The sequence below is a fragment of the Pseudomonas sp. WHRI 8519 genome (genome assembly GCF_040224055.2).
Lineage (GTDB): Bacteria > Pseudomonadota > Gammaproteobacteria > Pseudomonadales > Pseudomonadaceae > Aquipseudomonas > Aquipseudomonas putida_X.
This window is the reverse complement of the sequence record NZ_CP167996.1, coordinates 699196-719443: the sequence shown is the minus strand read 5'-3', so window position 1 is coordinate 719443 and position 20248 is coordinate 699196. Positions and strand designations below refer to the sequence as shown.

The 20248-nt window shown below is 65.1% G+C and carries 10 protein-coding genes; 1 reads left to right on the top strand and 9 read right to left on the bottom strand.

Going from position 1 to position 20248, the window contains the following annotated elements:
• The first annotated feature begins 585 nt into the window (after positions 1-585).
• Positions 586-1161, top strand: coding sequence for an adenylyl-sulfate kinase (cysC, locus tag ABRP30_RS03290; RefSeq protein ID WP_349975255.1), 576 nt, complete (start codon positions 586-588; stop codon positions 1159-1161).
• On the opposite strand, the gene ABRP30_RS03285 is transcribed toward cysC, so the two are convergent.
• From ABRP30_RS03285 to ABRP30_RS03245, 9 genes are all read right to left on the bottom strand, one after another.
• On the bottom strand, positions 1145-2641 hold the full coding sequence (locus ABRP30_RS03285; RefSeq protein ID WP_349975281.1) for a TolC family protein: 1497 nt from the start codon (positions 2639-2641) through the stop codon (positions 1145-1147). The two genes, cysC and ABRP30_RS03285, sit on opposite strands and share 17 nt — an antisense overlap.
• A 63-nt stretch (positions 2642-2704) precedes the next feature.
• On the bottom strand, positions 2705-12823 hold the full coding sequence (locus ABRP30_RS03280) for an Ig-like domain-containing protein (RefSeq protein ID WP_349975254.1): 10119 nt from the start codon (positions 12821-12823) through the stop codon (positions 2705-2707).
• Between the two features lie 128 nt (positions 12824-12951).
• Positions 12952-13539, bottom strand: a complete 588-nt coding sequence (locus tag ABRP30_RS03275) for a phage tail protein (RefSeq protein WP_267820799.1) — start codon at positions 13537-13539, stop codon at positions 12952-12954.
• A 55-nt stretch (positions 13540-13594) separates the two neighbouring features.
• A complete protein-coding gene (locus ABRP30_RS03270) occupies positions 13595-14065 on the bottom strand; it encodes a GNAT family N-acetyltransferase (protein ID WP_267820797.1) in 471 nt (156 codons plus the stop codon).
• A 171-nt stretch (positions 14066-14236) separates the two neighbouring features.
• On the bottom strand, positions 14237-15220 hold the full coding sequence (locus tag ABRP30_RS03265; protein ID WP_267820796.1) for a sulfotransferase family protein: 984 nt from the start codon (positions 15218-15220) through the stop codon (positions 14237-14239).
• Entirely contained in the window at positions 15208-16008 is an 801-nt protein-coding gene (locus tag ABRP30_RS03260) for an aspartyl/asparaginyl beta-hydroxylase domain-containing protein (RefSeq protein ID WP_267820794.1), read from the bottom strand. The genes ABRP30_RS03265 and ABRP30_RS03260 overlap by 13 nt, the downstream gene beginning before the upstream one ends.
• Positions 16009-16033: 25 nt before the next feature.
• The gene (locus ABRP30_RS03255) at positions 16034-18127 is read right to left on the bottom strand and encodes a biotin/lipoyl-binding protein (protein WP_267820792.1); all 2094 of its coding nucleotides are present in this window, start codon (positions 18125-18127) and stop codon (positions 16034-16036) included.
• On the bottom strand, positions 18127-19446 hold the full coding sequence (locus ABRP30_RS03250) for an efflux RND transporter periplasmic adaptor subunit (RefSeq protein WP_267820790.1): 1320 nt from the start codon (positions 19444-19446) through the stop codon (positions 18127-18129). The genes ABRP30_RS03255 and ABRP30_RS03250 overlap by 1 nt, the downstream gene beginning before the upstream one ends.
• Positions 19443-20189 carry an efflux RND transporter periplasmic adaptor subunit gene (locus tag ABRP30_RS03245; RefSeq protein WP_241804120.1) on the bottom strand — a complete coding sequence of 249 codons (747 nt, stop codon included), beginning with the start codon at positions 20187-20189 and terminating at the stop codon, positions 19443-19445. The genes ABRP30_RS03250 and ABRP30_RS03245 overlap by 4 nt, the downstream gene beginning before the upstream one ends.
• Positions 20190-20248 lie beyond the last annotated feature (59 nt).

Genomic DNA, 20248 nt, shown 5'->3' with positions numbered 1-20248 from the left:
AGTTCAGCTATCGGAGCTTGTAGGACACTCGAGCCAGCCGCTCTTCGGCCTCACCCTCCGCTAAAATGGCTGGGAAGAAACGCCAGCAAGTCTTAACTAGTGACTAGATCCAAGGAGCTCAACTGATCACCACACTCCTGCTGCTCGTAAGGTCTTTACCTCGCAGGAGCAAGAGCGCTGAGTGCTTGGGGGAGCACGCAGAGAGCGTATCGGCCGGCCAGAAAACCTGATCGGTCCGTAAGATGGACGATGTCGCGAGGTGGTGACTTGCTTATTTCCAATACCTCACAACATTTTTTCACATAACGCTTGTTCAGCACGCGCAGCGTTTTGGGTGGTATTCCGTTTGGTATCCCAGCAAATAGAGAAAGCCGGTAATCGACAGTAAAATCAATCAATTAACGCTCCAGTTCAAACTACCCCGGCCCACCAAAGGATTAAATAAAAAACCAACAGACGTGTTTTTGGGTGCCAGCGATCCGCGTTTGTGTCCGAACCTAAGCCTTTGGCGTATCCCCCACCCCGTCCCCAACTATCCTAACCATCCAAGCCCCCACCCCCGCCCTCCCCCTTGGAGAACCAACCGTGCCCAACGCAGGAAGCGCCCCCCACCACCCCGGCGCAGTAATCTGGCTAACCGGCCTCTCCGGCGCGGGCAAATCCTCCCTGGCAAACGCCCTAGCCCTACGCCTACACCAATTAGGCCACCCCTGCTACGTTCTCGACGGCGACGCCCTGCGCCACGGCCTAAACGCCGACCTTGGCTTCTCCCCCGCTGACCGCCATGAAAACAACCGCCGGACCGCCGAGGTAGCAGCACTATTCGCCGATGCCGGCCTAATCTGCATCACCGCGCTCATTTCCCCCTACCGCGCCGACCGCGCAGCGGCGCGCCGGGCGTGCAAAACCGGGTTCCATGAAGTGCACGTCAAAGCAGACCTGGCCACCTGCGAAGCGCGCGACCCCAAGGGCCTGTACCGTCGGGCACGGGCTGGCGAGCTCAAGGGGTTCACAGGCATCGATGCCCCCTATGAAGCACCGCAGCACCCCGAGCTGGTCGTGGATACCGCTGGCACCACGCTGCAAAGGGCGCAGGACCTGCTGCTGGATTATGTCCTTGAGCAGGTCCTGGCCCCCCAAGGGCTCACGACTCTGGCGTGATCTCGCCTCGCTGCCAGCGGGCCTCGCTATTGCCCAGCGCCTGAGCGATGTCGGACAGTTTGTCGGACGGCAGGGTTGCCGGCAGCGGGTCAAGGCCGGCGCTGGCGAACAGCTGGCCGTAGCTGTTGCGCAGCTCGGCGTAGGCCAGGTCGCGGCGCAGGTCTGCCTGCAAGGCGTTGAGCTCACCCTGGATCAGTTCCAGCTCGCCAATACCTTGGGCTTGATGGCGGTTGCGCAGCTGTTCGACGATCTGTTGATCGAGGGCGACCATCTGCTGGCTGGTGGCGAACTGGCGACGTGCTTCGCTGTAGTTGGCGTTGGCCACGTACAGCTGGGCCAGGATGGCCATCGACATGGCTTGGCGGCGTGCCTCGACCACCTGCTCACCTGCCTTGGCCACATCGATCGACGCTGGGCCGGACAGCACGTTGAACAGGTTCCAGGTGACCTTCACGCCGTAGTCGGCCCAGTGCTGGTTGGTCAGGAAGCTGTTGCTGTCGTAATGGCCGCCAGCGGAGAACTCCAGGCCCGGCAACATGCGCAGCATCGACTTGCGCACCTCGGCGGCGCTGATGCGTGCCTGGTAGTCCTGCTCGCGCAGTTCCGGGCGTGAGGCCAAGGCTTGCTGCTCAAGGCTGTCCAGCCCGACCTTGAGTTCGGGCACGCTGTAGTCGTCGCTGGCGGCCAAGGTCAGGTCGGTGCCCGGCGGCAGGTTGATCAGCGCGCCGAGCTCGGTCTTGGCCAGCGACAGGGCGCGGCGTTGTTCCTCCAACTGGCGGGTGGCTTCGATCAGCGAGCGCTGGTAGTTGAGCGCCTGGATCTGGTCGCCGATGCGCTGCTCGCCCATGCGCTGGCTGTTGTCACGCGCCTGGTCCACCCGCACCATTAAGGCGTCGATCTGCTTGAGCAGGCGCTCGGCAGCCACCGCCCGCCAGTAGGCCGAGCGCACGTCCTGGATGATGGTCTGCACCACCTTGCGCCGGCGTTCCTGCACGATCAGGCGCTGGTCGCCCTGCTGTTTGGCGCTGACATAGCTGACACCGAAGTCCAGCACGTTCCACACCATGGTCAGGTCCGCCACGTCGCGGTCGCGGTCCTGGGAGGTGGAGGGTTCCAGCGACTGGGTGTTGGTCAGCACGCTGCGGCTGCTGGCGGCGCTGGTGTTGCTGCGCCCGGCATAGCCTGCCGACATCGCCATGCGTGGCAGCATGTCGAATGTGGCCAGGTCGACCTGGCGCTGGGCCAAGGCTTCTTCCATCACCTTCAGGCGCGCTTCCAGGTTGTACTTGACCGCGCGGGCCATTGCCTGGTGCAGGGTCAGCGGACCTTGCAGTGCCTCCTGGCCCTTGAACATGCTGGCCAGGTCGTCACGCGCGCGCTGTTCGCTGACGCTGCGCTCGATCGGCTGGGTCTTCACGGCACAACCTGTCACCGCCAGTGCCAACATGCTGATCGCAAATATCCTTGATGCCTTGCTCATCCCCACCGCCCCCTGGTACTGCTTTTTGATATCCATTGTGTTGTTATCCGCCATGGCTCTGGCTCACGCCTCGGGCATGGGTGCCTTGATCTGTCCGAGCGCCAGCGCCAGCTCCCTGACATGGCGCTGCTCGCCCTCCTTGAAAGCTTGCAACTGCTGCCCCAGCGTCGGCGCACCGGCCTGGCCCTCGCCGCCCTGGCGCCAAGGGTTGCCGCCACTGAGCTCATACTGGCCGCCGTCGTCCGGCAGCGTCTTGTCGAAAATATTGGCCAGGCTGCTGGCGCCGAACACGCTGGCATCTCCACCGCCAAAGCCGAGGAAACCGCTGCCGCTGCCGTTGCCGATGGCGGAGCCGCCCTGCTGCCCTGCGAACACCTGGGCAAGGTAGCTGGGCGCCAGGGCACCCTCGCGGATAAAGATGCTGCCCAGCGGCGGCAGCCCACCGCCAACACTCGGCACTTCGAACAGCGGTACTGGCAGCAAAGGTGACTGGAACGCCGAGAACGCTGGCGCAGCTGTGCCGGGCAGGGGCAGTGGCTGGCCGGCGACGCTTGGCGGCGTGGTCGGGTAGGCCAGGAACTGCGCGTCAGCGCCCGTGCTCTGCAGCGCACTGCCCTGGCCGACGAAACCGCCCTCCAGCCCGTTGCCCGCCATGTCACTGATACCCGTGCCGCTGTTGTTCAAGGCCAAGGCCAGGCTGCCGCTGCCGGCAACCCCCACGGCATTCACCTGCCAGGTGCGGCTATCGATCTGCACCAATGATTGCAGGGTGCCGCTGGCGCTGCCGCTCGATACCAGTTGGAAGTCGCTCAAATCGACGCCGCGAACCGCTTCACTGAAGGTCACGATAAAGCCCTGGCTACCGCTGCCATTGGCAGGCATCGGCACGATCGACTCGACGCTCGGCAAGCGGGTATCGACGATGATGCCCGTGCTGTCGCCAACCGCCCCCAGCCCTGGCTGCAAGGCATTGCCGGCAGCGTCGTGCAAGGTCGCGCCATTGGCGGCCAGCCCCACAACCTGGATGCCGTCGGCATCGTTGTCGCCAGCCTGGATGCGGTACTGGAACACCAGCGTCGGCGTGCCGGAGCCAGCGACAAAATCGGCATACACCGTACGCCCGCCCACATCCAGTGCCAGCTGCGGTGTGCCGTCGACAATCACCGCTTCGCTGGTATCCACCACGAAGGTCAGGGTATCGCCGGTGTTGTAATGCACGCCCACCGGCACGCTGACGCTAGTCACCGTGGGCGCGTCATGGTCGACGGTGTACACCGCGCCGGTCAGGCCTCCCGTCAGCACGTTGCCGGCCACATCGCTGATGGCGGTGCCTGCAGCCTTCAAGTTCAAGCCCAGGGTACCGCTGCCGCTGACACCGCTGGCGGTGATCTCGTAGACGCCATCGCTTATCTGCCGCAGGCCGCTGAGCGTCGCGCTGGCGGTACCGCTGGCGACCAGGCTGAAGTCGGCCAGGTCAACGCCGTTGACGCGTTCGCTGAAGGTGACGGTGAAGCGAACGCTCTGGGCGTTGCTCAGGGATGGGTCGAGGGTGACGATGCCGACGGCTGCCGGTGCCAGTGTATCGACCAGCACCGTGCTCGTGTCGGCGATGCCATTCAAGGCCAGGTTCATGGCATTACCCTGGGCATCGCTCAGGGTGGCGCCGTTGGCCGACAGGCCGGTCACGCGGATGCCATCGCTGTCATTGTCGCCGGCCTGGACGATGTACTGGAACACCAAAGTCGGCGTGCCAGCACCGGCTATCAATTCGGCGAACACCGTGCGCCCGCCGACGTCCAGGGCCAGGCGTGGCGAACCGGCCACCTGCACTGCTTCACTGGCATTGACCACGAACACCAGCGCGTCGCCGGCGTTGTAGGAAACGCCGGCCGGCCCACCGACACTGGTCACGCTAGGGACGCGGGTGTCGATCGCGTAGTTGTTGGAAATGCTGCTGCCCACACCGGCGTTGCCAGAGGCCGTGGCAACTACCCCGCTGTTGTCCAGAGACACGAGGTTGCTGGTGTCTTCGACATTGCTGGTCGGTGTCAGGGTCGCGGTCCAGGTGATGCCTCCGTCCTGGCTGCTCAGGTTGCTCAGCACGCCATTGGCCGCGCTCATGTCAGCCAAGGTAAACCCGCTGACCGCTTCGCTGAACGTGATGGTCACCAGGCTGGACTCGCCCGCCCGCAACGCATTGTCGGCCACCACGATGGTGGCGGTGGGCACAATGGTGTCGACCGCGTAGTTGCCTGAGGACGTGGTGCCGGTGCCAAGGTTGCCGGCCAGGTCGGCGATGCCTGTGTTGGCCAGGGTGATGACATTGGTGGCGTCCCGCACGCCCACGGCCGGGGTGAAGGTGGCTGTCCAGGTGATGCCGCCGTCGGTGCTGGAAACCGCGCTCAAGGTGCCATTGGCAACCGTCAGGTCGGCATTGGTGAAGCCCGTCACCGCTTCGCTGAAGGTGATGGTCACCTGGCTGGTTTCGCCCAGGGTCAGGTTGCTGTCGGCGACCACGATGGTGGCGGTCGGGCGCAGGCTGTCGATGGCGTAATTGTTCGAGTCGGTGCTACCGGACCCTGCGTTGCCCGCCAGGTCCGCCACGCCGGTGTTGTCCAGGGTGATCAGGTTGCTGGTGTCGCTGATGCCGGATGAGGGTGTCAACGTCGCCGTCCAGGTCAGGCCACCGTCGCTGCTGGCGAGCCCGCTGAGGGTACCGTTGGCCACGCTCAGGTCGGCCAGGCTGAAGCCGACCACCGGCTCGCTGAAGGTGATGGTCACCAGCGACGTCTCGCCAATCGCCAGTTGGCTGTCGGCCACCACGATGGTTGCCGTCGGGCGCTGGGTGTCGATGGCGTAGTTGTTCGAATCGGTAGTGCCTACACCGGCGTTGCCGCTCTGGCCGGCCACGCCGGTATTGTCCAGGCTGATCAGGTTGCTGGTATCAGTGACATTGCTGGCGGGGGTGAAGGTGGCAGTCCAGGTGATGCCGCCATCGCTGCTGCTCACTGTGCTCAGGGTACCGTTGGCCACGGTCAGGTCGGCATTGCTGAAGTCGCTCACCGCCTCGCTGAAGGTGATCGTCACCAGGCTGGTTTCGCCAATGCTCAAGGCAGTGTCGGCCACCACGATGGTGGCGGTAGGGACGATGGTGTCGACCGAGTAGTTGCTCGAAGAAGTGGTGCCGGTGCCAAGGTTGCCGGCCAGGTCGGCGATGCCCGTGTTGGCCAGGGTGATGACATTGGTGGCGTCCCGCACGCCCACGGCTGGTGTGAAGGTGGCTGTCCAGGTGATGCCGCCGTCGGCACTGGAAACCGCGCTCAAGGTGCCATTGGCAACCGTCAGGTCGGCATTGGTGAAGCCCGTCACCGCTTCGCTGAAGGTGATGGTCACCTGGCTGGTTTCGCCCAGGGTCAGGTTGCTGTCGGCCACCACGATGGTGGCGGTCGGGCGCAGGCTGTCGATGGCGTAATTGTTCGAGTCGGTGCTGCCTGACCCTGCGTTGCCCGCCAGGTCCGCCACGCCAGTGTTGTCCAGGGTGATCAGGTTGCTGGTGTCGCTGATGCCGGCTGAGGGTGTCAATGTCGCCGTCCAGGTCAGGCCACCGTCGCTGCTGGCGAGCCCGCTGAGGGTACCGTTGGCCACGCTCAGGTCGGCCAGGCTGAAGCCGACCACCGGCTCGCTGAAGGTGATGGTCACCAGCGATGTCTCGCCAATCGCCAGTTGGCTTTCGGCCACCACGATGGTTGCGATCGGGCGCTGGGTGTCGATGGCGTAGTTGTTCGAATCGGTAGTGCCGACACCGGCGTTGCCGCTCTGGCCGACCACCCCGGTGTTGTCCAGGCTGATCAGGTTGCTGGTATCAGTGACATTGCTGGTGGGCGTGAAGGTGGCAGTCCAGGTGATGCCGCCATCGCTGCTGCTCACCGCACTCAGGGTACCGTTGGCCACGGTCAGGTCGGCATTGCTGAAGCCGCTCACCGCCTCGCTGAAGGTGATCGTCACCAGGCTGGTTTCGCCAATGCTCAAGGCAGTGTCGGCCACCACGATGGTGGCGGTAGGGACGATGGTGTCGACCGAGTAGTTGCTCGAAGAAGTGGTGCCGCTGCCAAGGTTGCCGGCCAGGTCGGCGATGCCTGTGTTGGCCAGGGTGATGACATTGGTGGCGTCCCGCACACCCACGGCCGGGGTGAAGGTGGCTGTCCAGGTGATGCCGCCGTCGGCACTGGAAACCGCGCTCAAGGTGCCATTGGCAACCGTCAGGTCGGCATTGGTGAAGCCCGTCACCGCTTCGCTGAAGGTGATGGTCACCTGGCTGGTTTCGCCCAGGGTCAGGTTGCTGTCGGCGACCACGATGGTGGCGGTCGGGCGCAGGCTGTCGATGGCGTAATTGTTCGAGTCGGTGCTGCCGGACCCTGCGTTGCCCGCCAGGTCCGCCACGCCGGTGTTGTCCAGGGTGATCAGGTTGCTGGTGTCGCTGATGCCGGCTGAGGGTGTCAATGTCGCCGTCCAGGTCAGGCCACCGTCGCTGCTGGCGAGCCCGCTGAGGGTACCGTTGGCCACGCTCAGTTCGGCCAGGCTGAAGCCGACCACCGGCTCGCTGAAGGTGATGGTCACCAGCGACGTCTCGCCAATCGCCAGTTGGCTGTCGGCCACCACGATGGTTGCGGTCGGGCGCTGGGTGTCGATGGCGTAGTTGTTCGAATCGGTAGTGCCGACACCGGCGTTGCCGCTCTGGCCGACCACCCCGGTATTGTCCAGGCTGATCAGGTTGCTGGTATCAGTGACATTGCTGGTGGGCGTGAAGGTGGCGGTCCAGGTGATGCCGCCATCGCTGCTGCTCACCGCACTCAGGGTACCGTTGGCCACGGTCAGGTCGGCATTGCTGAAGCCGCTCACCGCCTCGCTGAAGGTGATCGTCACCAGGCTGGTTTCGCCAATGCTCAAGGCAGTGTCGGCCACCACGATGGTGGCGGTAGGGACGATGGTGTCGACCGAGTAGTTGCTCGAAGAAGTGGTGCCGCTGCCAAGGTTGCCGGCCAGGTCGGCGATGCCTGTGTTGGCCAGGGTGATGACATTGGTGGCGTCCCGCACGCCCACGGCCGGGGTGAAGGTGGCTGTCCAGGTGATGCCGCCGTCGGCACTGGCAACCGCGCTCAAGGTGCCATTGGCAACCGTCAGGTCGGCATTGGTAAAGCCCGTCACCGCTTCGCTGAAGGTGATGGTCACCTGGCTGGTTTCGCCCAGGGTCAGGTTGCTGTCGGCGACCACGATGGTGGCGGTCGGGCGCAGGCTGTCGATGGCGTAATTGTTCGAGTCGGTGCTGCCGGACCCTGCGTTGCCCGCCAGGTCCGCCACGCCGGTGTTGTCCAGGGTGATCAGGTTGCTGGCGTCGGTGACATTGCTGGTGGGCGTGAAGAGGGCGGTCCAGGTGATGCCACCGTCTGAACTGGCAACCGCGCTCAGGGTGCCGTTGCTCACCGCCAGGTCGGCATTGCTGAGGCCGACCACCGCCTCGCTGAAGGTGATGGTCACCAGCGATGTCTCGCCAATCGCCAGTTGGCTTTCGGCCACCACGACGGTTGCGGTCGGGCGCTGGGTGTCGATGGCGTAGTTGTTCGAATCGGTGGTGCCGAAGCCCGCGTTGCCACTGCTCTGGCCCACCACACCGCTGTTGTCGAGGGTGATCAGGTTGGAGGTATCGGTGACATTGCTGGCGGGCGTGAAGGTGGCGGTCCAGGTGATGCCGCCGTCGCTGCTGGAGAGCCCGCTCAGGGCGCCGTTGGCCACGGTCAGGTCAGCAGGGGTGAAGCCAGTCACCGCCTCACTGAAGGTGATGGTGACCAGGCTGGTCTCACCGATACGCAGGGCCGCATCGCTGACCACGATCGTCGCCGTGGGTTGCAGGGTGCTGACCGTGTAGTTACTCGAGTCGGTGGTGCCGCTGCCAGCATTGCCGGCCAGGTCGGTCACGCCGGTGTTGGCCAGGGTGATGACATTGGTGGCGTCCTGCACGTTGATCGACGGCGTGAAGGTGGCCGTCCAGGTGATGCCGCCGTCGCTGCTGGACAGCCCGCTCAGGGTGCCGTTCGGCGCCGACAGGTCGGCCAGGGTGAAGCCAGAGACCGCCTCGCTGAAGGTAATGGTCACCGTGGTGCTTTCACCTACGTTCAGCGCAGTGTCGGCCATCACGATGGCTGCAGTTGGGCGCTGGGTGTCGATGGCGTAGTTGTTCGAGCCGGTGCTGCCGGTGCCGGCGTTGCCAGCCGTGTCGACCACGCCCGCATTGTCCAAGGTGATCAGGTTGCTGGTGTCGGTGACATTGGCAGCGGGGGTGAAGGTGGCCGTCCAGGTGATGTTGTCGCTGGTGCTCAGGCCGCTGAGCGTGCCGTTCTGTACAGTGAAGTCGGCCAGGGACAGCCCGGTGACGGGTTCGTTGAAAGTGATGGTGACGGTGCTGGTTTCGCCAATGGCCAGGTTGCTGTCGGCGACCACGATGGCCGCGACCGGCCGCACGGTGTCGATCGCGTAATTATTGGAGTCGGTGGTGCCGCTACCGGTATTGCCGGCAGCGTCGGTCACGCCGGTGTTATCCAGGCTGATCAGGTTAGTGGCGTCGGTGACATTGCTGGTGGGCGTGAAGGTGGCGGTCCAGGTGATGCCGCCATCGCTGCTGCTCACCGCGCTCAGGGTACCGTTGGCCACGGTCAGGTCGGCATTGCTGAATCCCGTCACCGCCTCGCTGAAGGTGATGGTCACCAGGCTGGTTTCGCCAATGCTCAAGGCAGTGTCTGCAACCACGATTGTCGCTACCGGGCGTTGGGTATCGACGCTGTAGTTGTTCGAGTTGGTGGTGCCGGTGCCAGCGTTGCCAGCACTGTCAGTGACCCCGGTGTTGTTCAGGGTAATGAGGTTGGTGGCATCGGTAACGTTGCTGGTCGGCGTGAAGGTGGCGGTCCAGGTGATACCGCCATCGCTGCTGCTGAGCGTGCTCAAAGTACCGTTGGCCACGCTCAGGTCAGCATTGGTGAAGCCGCTTACCGCCTCGCTGAAGGTGATCGTCACCAGGCTGGTCTCGCCCGCGCGCAAGGCATTGTCTGCGACGACGATGGTGGCGGTAGGGCGCTGGGTATCGATGCTGTAGCTCGGCGACACGGTGGTGCCACTGCCAGCATTGCCGGCCAGGTCAGCGACGCCGGTATTGTTCAGGGTGATCGCCGCACTGGCGACCGTGATGTTGGTGCTTGGGGTGAAGGTAGCCGTCCAGGTGAGGCCACCATCACTGCTGCTCACTGCCGACAGCGTACCGCCCACCACCGTGAGGTCAGCATTGCTGAAACCCGTCACGGCTTCGCTGAAGGTGAAGGTCACGGTCGCTGTGTCGCCGACTTTCAGTGCGGTGTCACTGAGGCTGATGGAAGCGGTGGGCGGCACTGTCTCGCGGACAGTTACCTGCACCGTGGCGGTACCGGAGGTAGCGCCATCGCCGTCGCTGACGGTTAGCGAAACCGCTCGGTTGGCCTGGCCGATGCCATTGCCGGCATTGCCGTTGTCATACGTGATACTGCGCACCAGCGCCTGTACCGCCGCGGCGGTGGCATTGGCGTTGAAGGTCACCACCAGGCTGGCGCCGCCTGTGCCGCCGGCCACGGTGCCGATGGCCACGCCGCCGTAACTCACGGTATTGCCACTGAGGCTGATCTGCCCGGCGCCGTTACCCACGCTGCGGATACCCAGGGTGTCTTCGCCGGCTACGCCGTTGGCGCTGATCGAAGCGGTAAGGTTGCCACCACCAAAATCAGCCGAGTCGCTGTCGCTGACCGTGGCATTGCTACCCGCGTCGAGCAGTATCGCGCCGTTGCCTTGGGTGAATACCGCGCTGTCGCCATTGAGGTTACCGATTACCGGGGCGCTGTTCTGCGGCAGCACGGCCACCGAAGCGGTACGCGTGGTACTGCCCATGTCATCGTTGACGCTGACGGTCACGGTGCGGGTGCCCGTGGTATAGGCCGCCGCCGCGTTGCCATAGGCCACCGATGCCAGCACTGCCCGGTACTGGGCCAGGGTGGCGACACCGCTCAGGGTCAGCACGGCGCTGCCCGAGCCGCTGACAGTGATGCCGAACCCGGCAGCCGTGGCGATCTGCGCTGCGCTGAGCGACAAGGTTTCGTTGGCGCCATCGGCCACACCGCTCAGCGACAGGGAGGCCCCGCTCACCTGGGTGTCGCCGTCAGTCTGGGTGAGGGAGATGTTCGGCACGATCGCCACCGCGGTGCCGGTGAAGTTCACCGTGCTGTCGTTGCCGCCAGTATTGGTGTCCAGGTCAACCACCGGTGGTGCCGAGTACAGCACCTCGTAGGCACCGATATCCACAGCGCCCCCGCGAGGCCGCTCGAAACCGCGCAGGTCGGTGGCCGGCGCACCGCTGCTGGTGCCCTGGTCGATGGCATTGCTGGCCGTGGAGGCCAGGCGGTAATCCCCCCCGGCAGCATTGACGAAGTTGACCGTGGTGCCGATCAGGTTGGTGATGCTGGTGTAGCCGCTGCCGGTGACGGCATCGGCCGCAGCACCGTTGACGGTGTTGCCGGTGAGGATGGAGTTCTGCACCGTGATAGTGCCGCCCTGGCCATTGACCCAGCCAAGGCCCGCGGAGGTGATGCTTCCGGTACTGGTATTGAGAAATACGTTATTGGCAATGGTGCTGTTGACGATGTTGACCGAGCCACCCGCGTTGTTCAGGACGATCACTGCCCCCCCGGCGACGGTGCCGGTCGCAGCGTAGGTGCCGGTGTTGTTGTAGATCGCCACGTTTTCCAACACATGGTTGTTGGCGCCACCCAAGCGCACCAGCGATGACATCGCGGTGGCCCCGACAATACTGCCGCTGTTGTCATGAATGGTTGTGTTGCGCACCACTACCGCGGAGCCGACAGTGGTCGCCGAGTTGATCACTGCACCGGCGTTGTTCTGGAAGTTCGAATCTTCAATGGTGATCGAACCACTGTTGGCACGGATCGCGCCACCGACGAGGTTGCCCGAGAACTCACGAAAATCAAGGTTGCGCACCGTCAGCACGCCGCCGCTGTTGCTCTGCAGCCCCGACGCCTCGGTCGCATCACGCACGCCGTTGTTGTTGACGTCGCCACTGAGGATGATGTCGCCTCGGCCGTCGCCATCCACATCACCGTTGATGGTGATGTTGCTGGTGACCAGCAACGCCGAAGCGGTGGACCAGCGGATGGTCTGGCCACTCAGCGATTGATGAAACACGATGATGTCGCTGCCACTGCCAGCGGCAGAGCCGTCCACCGAGGCGTCGGTGTTGGCGGCCTGGATCGCTTCGGCCAGCGAGACCAAGCCGTTGGCCTGAACGGACGAGGCATTGGTGTCGGTTACCGTGATGGTCGCCAGCGACGTATTGAACGCCGTCAGGTCACCACGTTGCACACCAACGCCCGTAGCGACCACGCCGGAGACGGTTTCCAGTTCCCAGTCCTCGCCGGCGCGGTTGCCGGTCGAGTCGGCAGACGCGCCGACATCGGCGCCGCTCAGCCTTGCCACTTCATCGACGAACAGCTGGCCATCACTGCCCTGGCCGGTGTTGCAGGCGAAAAAGCGGATGTCGCCGCCCTCGGCCAGGCTGGCACCGATGCGCGCCAGGTCGGCCTGATGGCTGGCCAGCTGGTTGGCCCAGATGGCGTTGCCGGCCAGGTACACATAGCCGCTGTCGCCGTGGCTGATGATGTCGATGGACGTGACATCGGTACGGCCGTCGAGGTAATCAGCGATCTGCTTGAACCCGTCCTTGCCGTTCTCCAGCAACACCACCTCGACCCCGGCGGGCAGGCCGGCGATGAGCTTCTGGTAGTCACTGACGGCGGAGTCGACGAACACCACTTCGTGGCGCTCGGCGGCCAGGGTAGCCGGCGCCGTAGCGGGTGCGGCCTGCTGCGCGCTTTCATGGCTGGCGCTGTCCTGGGTGCTGGCCGTATCGCTGGCGGTGGCGGTGTCCTTGCTGGTGGCCGTGGCAGTGGCTGCCTCTGCGGCCTGGGCGCCCTGGTCGGCGACCACGGCCACCGAAGCATCGAACATCATGCGGGGTTCCAAGGCCTGAATCAGGCTCGGCCGGCTCATGGAAACGCTGGGGTTTTGGTTCTTCTTGTTTCGCTTCCAGAATGCCATGCCGACCTCATTCAGCCCTTGGGCTGGTTGATCCTGTCACTGCGCCAGGCAATGGCGCATCCTTGTTGAAAATCCTGTTGCACCGCGGGGCGCCGAGATGCCCCCGCAGTGCACTGCACGGCCTTGACTCAGTTACGGCTCGGGAAGATGCCTTCCAGGGCGATGATGAAGTTCATGCCCAGGAAGGGGTTCTGCACAGACACCGGCAGCGAGCCACCACCGAGGTTGACGGTGGTTTGAGGCACCGTGACGTTGAACGGCTTGAGGCTGGTGTTGGGCGTGTCACTGGAATAGATATCCGCCGCCGTCCCTGCACCCGAACTGTCAAAAGACTTGGCCAGCACGTTGCCAGACGAAGGTGCCGAAGCGTTGGCATCGCCTTCCACCGCCGGTATGGCCACCGAAACGGTCTGCGCCGGGATCACCGCCTGCTGCATCGGCATGTTCGGCTGCAACAGCGTGACCTCGTTGGCACCGGCAGCTTCACCCTGCTCCACATTGCCCAGGCCTGGCCCGGTGCCGAAACCGATTGGCCCGCGGCCGCGCAGGTCGGGCAGGGCGAAGGTGGTGCGGCCATCACCGCCATACGTGGTGCCAAGCAATGAGAATAACGCGGTGTTCTGGGCAATGCTCATCAACTGGCCTTGGCAGAATGCCCAGCCGCGTGGCGCGAAATTGCCTGCGAACATCTTGATCTCACCGAGAAACGGATCCATTTGCTGCTCTCCTATGACTATCTGCAAGGCGGACCGGGCGGCCCGTTAAAGGGGTTCAGGAACGATGCATCTTCAGGTACAGGCCATTGTCGTCGACCACTTCGAAGCCACTGCGCTGGTACAGGCGCACGGCCGGGCTGTGGGCAATGACGTGCAAACCGGCGCTCTGGCCCTGGCGGTCAGCCTGTGCCAGCCACTGGCGCAGCAGACGTGTGCCGATACCCTGGCCCTGCCAGGCGGGCAACAGGGCCATATCGATGATCTGCAGGTGGCTGTCGGCCCAGTGCAGGGACGCACGGCCGATACGTTCGTGGGCGGTTTCGATGATCAGAAAGCAGGCGTCGGGGTACTGCGCCTGGTAATGAAGGTGCTGGGCACGCCACTGCTGGTCGAGAAAATGCTCGATCGTTGCCTGGCCCCACGCCAGCGCGGCCATTTCGGTGGCCCGGGTGGTAGCGTACAAGGCACGCAGAAACACTTGGTCAGCGTCCACCACGGGGCGCAGAAGCACTTCAGATGTCGACATCGAGTCACGCTTCCCTGCTGTAGTTACCCCTTGGTGGGGGGCACATCCAAGTGAAATGTCCTACACGATGGCGTTGAGCGTAGTCGATTGTCGGGGCAAATCGCCACTACCGAACAGGGCGATTTACACAGTTTTCTCAAACAGCTGTTCCAAGCCTTTTGACGCCAGTTTTCAGGCGTTATGCAAGCGTATGAATTCCAAGCATTTATAGGGTTCCAACGCCCATTGACGCACACCTTCCAGCACGTGCTCGCTGGCTTGCGCTCGCTTGCGCTGGCTGTCAGCACTGAAGTTCATGCCCGGTTGCTTGGCGTCGAACGCGGCCACTTCACGCAACGACGGCACATCGCCCGGCATCACGCCGAACACTGGGGCCAGGCGCCCCCAGATGGCCTCAGGCAGTTCACTGTAGTTGACGGCAATGCCGCCATGCTCCCGGCATAGCTGCAGGCCGGCCTTGAGGATCTCGCCCACTACCCGGCAGGTGTATTGCACCGTGTCCATGCCCTCGCCGCTGCCCAGCAAGGTGTCCAGCGCCGACGCGCCAAGCAGGCCCGGCACCCGGTGCATGCCGGCCTGGCGCAACTGCGAGACAACGATCTCCAGCGGGTCGCGATAGAGGAAGATCCGCGGCACGTCGGGGTAAAGTTTGGCCAGCAAGGGCGCCTCGAACACGTTCCAGGCATCGAGCTTGATCACCAACCGGCGCTCCTCGCCTAGGCGCCGCTGGCCGTAGGCTGAAAGCAGTGCGCGCACGCCTTCGGCCTGCCAGTGCCTGGCGTCTGGGTCCTGCAGCGGTGCCCTGAGCAGGTTGTCCAACGGTGGCGGCTCACTGAGCACGATGTTGTGCGCCTGGCTGGCCATCAGTTGTGCGATCAGGGTGGAGCCACAGCGCGAGGCATGGAACACCAGCACCGAAGGCGCCAGGCCTGGGCTGCTCTCCTGCCAGTCCAGCAGTGCCTGCAAGCTAGTGTTACGGCGCAGGGCCTGGTTGAACGGCAGGCGCAACGCCTGATCGACGTCGTCTCGGAAAAACGGCCTGGTCAGGGCCTGCTGGCCAAACCAGCACCAGTCCAGGCGCCACTCACCCTGCTCACGCCACAGGCGAATGGGCATCCAGCCGTGAAAACTGCCCGATGAATTCAGATTCGCCATTGATCGCTCCATGCTTGCTTGCCTTGGCGCATGGCACTGAGCACCTCGGCTTCGGAAAACACCAGGCCCAAGGTTGCGCCGAGGGCAATGGCCGCTGCCACGAAGGCCCGTGGGTCGTCCAATACCTGCAGCTTGGCTGCCAGCGCAGGGTCATGCGCCACGTGCTCACGGAAGCGCTCGAATGCCTGCGCTGCCCGCCCCGGGCTCAACGCCGGGGTCAGCGCCCGCCCTTGGTCGATCAACCCGAGCAGCCAGTCGTCGGGCAAACAGTCGAGCACCAGGTGGATACGCTCACCGGGGCCGGGGTTGTGCACCCGATGTGCACGTGACAGGTCGACGAACCAGCACTCGCCCGCCTGCATGGGGACCTGCAGGCCGTCGACGATAAACTCAACGCCAGGTGGGCTCAGCAGTGGCACATGCAGGCGCAGGCAGCCGCCAGGGCGCCCCAAGTCTGGGTCGCGGTGCTCGTGAATCCGCGCGCCCTCACCCAGGCGCAGCAGGCGTGCGGCCTGCAGTGTCGCGCGAAATGGCGCCAGCGCGGCCTGCCACGCCGTCTCCTGGTGCCACCAGGCCAGCTTCACCGGCGCGCCGCGGCCGGGTGCGAGCGGCACAGGGGCATCCTCGGCACTGACCAGCGCCACACCGCTCCAGTCGCCCTCGTGATAACCACGGTTGAAATGCGCCTGCCAGGCCCCTGCGTGCACCCGTGCCAGCGCCTGCAGCAAGGCCGGCAGGTCGATGGCAAGCGGCAGCCGGGAACATAGCGGCAGCGAGATTTCGCTCATGACTGCTCCTTGCGGTGAATTCGCCCTAGAAACCACTTTCGCGCACGCCCAAGGCCGCCAATCTGCGCCAGGCCGCACCCAGCAGCGACTCGCGGGCGCCTTCGAGCACCACCACCCCACGCAACGGCTGGGCCACATCAGCCACGTCCACCCGCGGGCTCAGGCGCACGCCGTATTGCGCCTGCAGCGGCTGGGCACGTTGTTGGCCATCGCGGCGCACGGCCACCGGGCCATGCCGGTCAGACGCCAGCGCCTGCAGTTCCAGCGCGGCAACGCCGGTAGCGTCTACCTGCTCCACGCGCACGGGCAAGGCCGCCCGCGCCGGGTCGTCGGCAATGAAGCGCCCTTCACTGCCAGCGGCCACGCGCCACAAATCGGCCTCGCCCAGGTAACCACGCAGGCGCACCCCCGGTTCGACCACCCGCCCCAGGGGCTGGCCGGTATTGACCCACTGCCCCGCCTGCAAGTCCCTGGGCATGTCGCGCCACACGCCCGCCGCCGGCGCGCGCAACTGCAAGCGTTCACGCTGGGCAGCCAGGCCCCGGTACTCGGCCACTGCCTCGGCCAGTTGCTGCTCGAGCACCCCGGCATCACTGGCGGTGGCGCTGCGCCCGGACTGACGGCGCAACAGCAACTGCAGAATGTCTATTTCGCGGCGCACGATCTTCAGGCGCGAATCCAGGTCAGGCGATTCCAGCTCCAGCAGCAACTGCCCCTGGGCGACCGTCTGGCCATCGTGCACCTGCAACTGCTTCACCCGCGCCGCCACCGGCGCATGCAAGGCGCTCACCCGCGATGCCTCAAGCATCGCCGGCACCTCCACGGCACCGCGCCAGGGCACGGCCAGCAGCACCAACAGCAGCATCAACCCCAGGCCCAGCGCCAGCGTCTTGCGCGGCTGGGCCTGGTCACGGCGCAGCCACCACTGCTGCAGCTCTTTGAATACCGGCAAGCCGATGAACCACACCAGTTCCACCAGCATCAGGAAGATACCCAGCACCTTGAAGAACAGGTGATACACCGCCAGGGCGATACCAAAGAACAACAGCGCACGCCAGATCCAGGCGCCATAGCCCCATATCAGCAGGCGCTTGCGCATCCGCGGTGGCCACGGCTCCGGCATCGTCTCGCCATAGCCGAACAACGCCTCGCGCAAGCGCCACCGGCACAGGGCGAAGGCGCGTTGCTGCAGGTTTTCCACGCCTAACAGGTCACTGACCAGAAAGTACCCGTCAAAGCGCATGAACGGGTTCAGGTTGACCAGCAAGGTGGTGATCCACGTGGCACTGGCCAGCATGAACGCGGCGGTGCGCAGCGGCCCATCGGGCAGCAGCGACCAGGCCAGCAGCGCCAACACCGCCAGCACCAGTTCAGCGAACACCCCACCTGCATCGATCAGCAGCCGTGAGCGCCGGTCGCTGACGCGCCAGGCATCGCTGACATCGGTGTAGAACATCGGCAGCAGCACCATGAACGCCAGCCCCATGCTCTGCACACGGCAGCCGGCGCGCTTGGCCATGTAGGCATGGCCGAACTCGTGGCAAAGCTTGGCCAACGCCAGGGCCAGGCCAAAGGCGAGCATGCCGCCGAGGCTGAACAGGTGCGGGAACGTGGCGATGAAGCGCGACCAGTCGCGAATCACCAGGAACAGGCCAAGCACCAGCAGCGCCGGCAGGCCAAAGCGCAGCAGCCAGCCACCATGGCGTTCGAGCAGCGGCCAGGTACGGTTGAGAAAGGCATCCGGGCGCCACAGTGGGATGCGGAAGAACAGGTACTGGTGCAACGCTTTCTGCCACAGGCCCTGTTGGCTGGCGGCGGCCTTCACGGCATAACTCTGGCGCTGCTTGGGGTCGTTGGCGCTGAGCAGGTCGTGGTGGCCGAGAAACGCCAATAGGTCCTCCACCTCCTGGGCCTCCAGAGGCAGGCCCGGCTCGGCATTGGCAGCTGCCAGCACCCGTTGCGGCTCACCCAGCGGCCAGTGGCGAAGCAAGCGCACCGCGGCCGCGCCTAGCTTGAAATAACGGCCGCGCAATGGGTCGGCCAAGGTCCATTGCGGGGCACCGTCAAACGCCGGTGCCGCAGGCGAGAGCTGCAGGTCCGCACGCAGCGCCGGCAACATTACAGGCCCAGCCCTTGGCGCAGGGCCGCCAGAGGCCGGCGCAGCAGGTAATAGGCCAACGGCGCGCGTTCGCCGTACAGTTTGGCAGTACCGCGCAGGCCGATGCGTGGTGAGGCCTCGACGAATGACGCATCCAGCCGGTAGGCAAGCTGCCCGGCGGCGGTGGTCTGGGCCTCGTAAGCGGCGCGTTCGAGCTTCGCCACGTGCCGATGCAGGGGGTCGCTGTCCAGGAACAGCGCCACCTCGGCCCCCGGCTGCAGGGCGATGGCATCGCCGACCGGCAATTCCAGGCGCAGCTCGGCCTGCTCGGGGTCGGCCAGTTGCATCAGGCGCTCGCCGGTCTGCACCGGTTTGCCGGTCCAGCGCTCGACATCGGCGAACACCGCAATGCCGTCACGCTCGGCGCGGATTTCGCTGCGCGCCAGCAACTGGCGGGCATAGTCGAGCTCGGCGCGTTTCTGTTCGACGCGAGCGGCCAGCAAATCCAAGCGCGCGCTGGAATCGGCATCGGTGAAGGCGCGCTGGGTACTGACCTTGAGTTCGGCCTCCGCCACGCCCAAGGTACGTGCGGCCACATCGGCCTGGGCCTTGAGGGCGGTGGCATCGAAGCGCACCAGCAAATCCCCGGCCGCCACACGCTGGTTGGGCTTGACCAGGAACTCAGCCACCACACCCTCCAGCGGCGCCGCCACCACCCAGCCACCACGCGGCACCACCTCGGCCGGCGCCAGCACCGACTGGCGCACAGGCAGCAACAGCACCAGCAGGGCGACCGCCAGCAAGGCCAGCAAGCGCCGCCGCGGCCAGCGCAGGCGCCATGGGCGCACCGGGTTCAGGGCCTGCCAGGCATGCGCATAGGTTTCCCCCAGCTGCACCAGCAAGGCCTGCTCGGCGGCGTTGAATGCTTGCTCGCGGGCCAGCCACAAGCCGCCGAAGGCTTCACCCTTGCGGTCGTGCAACGGCAACCAGAAGGCTTGCCCTGCCGACAACGCCTGCCAGTCGGCGAGTATCTGGGCATCCAGCACGCTGGGGTCGACTTCACCGGCCTGCCCAGCGACACCGGCAGCCTGCAGCTTGCCCACGGCACGTTCGACAAAGGCCACGAACGGTGCATTGGCTTCCACCACGCTGATGCCGGTCAGCGCCTGCACCTTGCCGGCGATCAGTAACGCGGCATGGCGATAAGCAAACATCGCCTGGCCGTCGTTGACCATGGCATAGGCCAACTGCTCGCTACTGCTGGCCTGGCGCGCCTGGCGCTGGAGCCCCAGAAACAAGGCAAAGGCGCGCTCCGCCGTACCATGGGCAGCGGCGGTCATGGCTGCTGCGCAAAGTGGGCCGTACCGCTCATGCCCGCCAGCAAACCGTGGGTGTCGGTGGGCAGTTCGCCGATCAGCAGCAGCGTCTGGCTGCCTTCATCGATTCGCGCGCCCACACGCTTGACCGTGGCCCCCAACGGTTGACCGGTTTCATCCGGGGTGAATTGAAAGCTTTGCCCGGGCTTGAGCCTGGCCAGCCAGCGCGAAGGCACCAGCAACTGGATTTCCAGCGAACGGTTGTCCACCACCTCCAGCAGCGGGGCGCCGTTGGCGACGCTTTCGTGAGGCTGGGCACGGCGCTGTACCACTCGTCCATCGAACGGGGCGGTGACCACACAGCGCTTGACCTGCACCTGGTAGACCTGGGCTTCGGCCTGGGCCTGGGCTTGCTTGGCCTCAGCCAGCGACACCTCGAACTGCCCCACCGATTTCAGCGCGGCCAGTTGACGGTTGTGGTTGAGCTCTTCGCGGCTTGCGCGCACCGCCGCCTGGGCGGCATTGAGCTGGGCCTGGTAGGCCGAGCAGTCGAAGCGCGCCAGGGTGCTGCCCTTCTTGAAAGCCTCGCCATCGGCATATGGCATCTCGACGATACGCCCGGCCAGCTCACTGGCCAGCACTGCCTGATGACGCGCACGCAACACGCCACGGGCGCTTTGCTCGGCGCCTGCATCGCTGGCGCTCGGCGCATCCAGCAGCGGGTCGGCTGGCGCCTGCGCGGCCAGTGCCAATGGCAGGTGCAACATACTCAAGGCCAAAGCCAGTCGAATCCCACGACACATGTTGCACACTCCCTTGCGAGCTG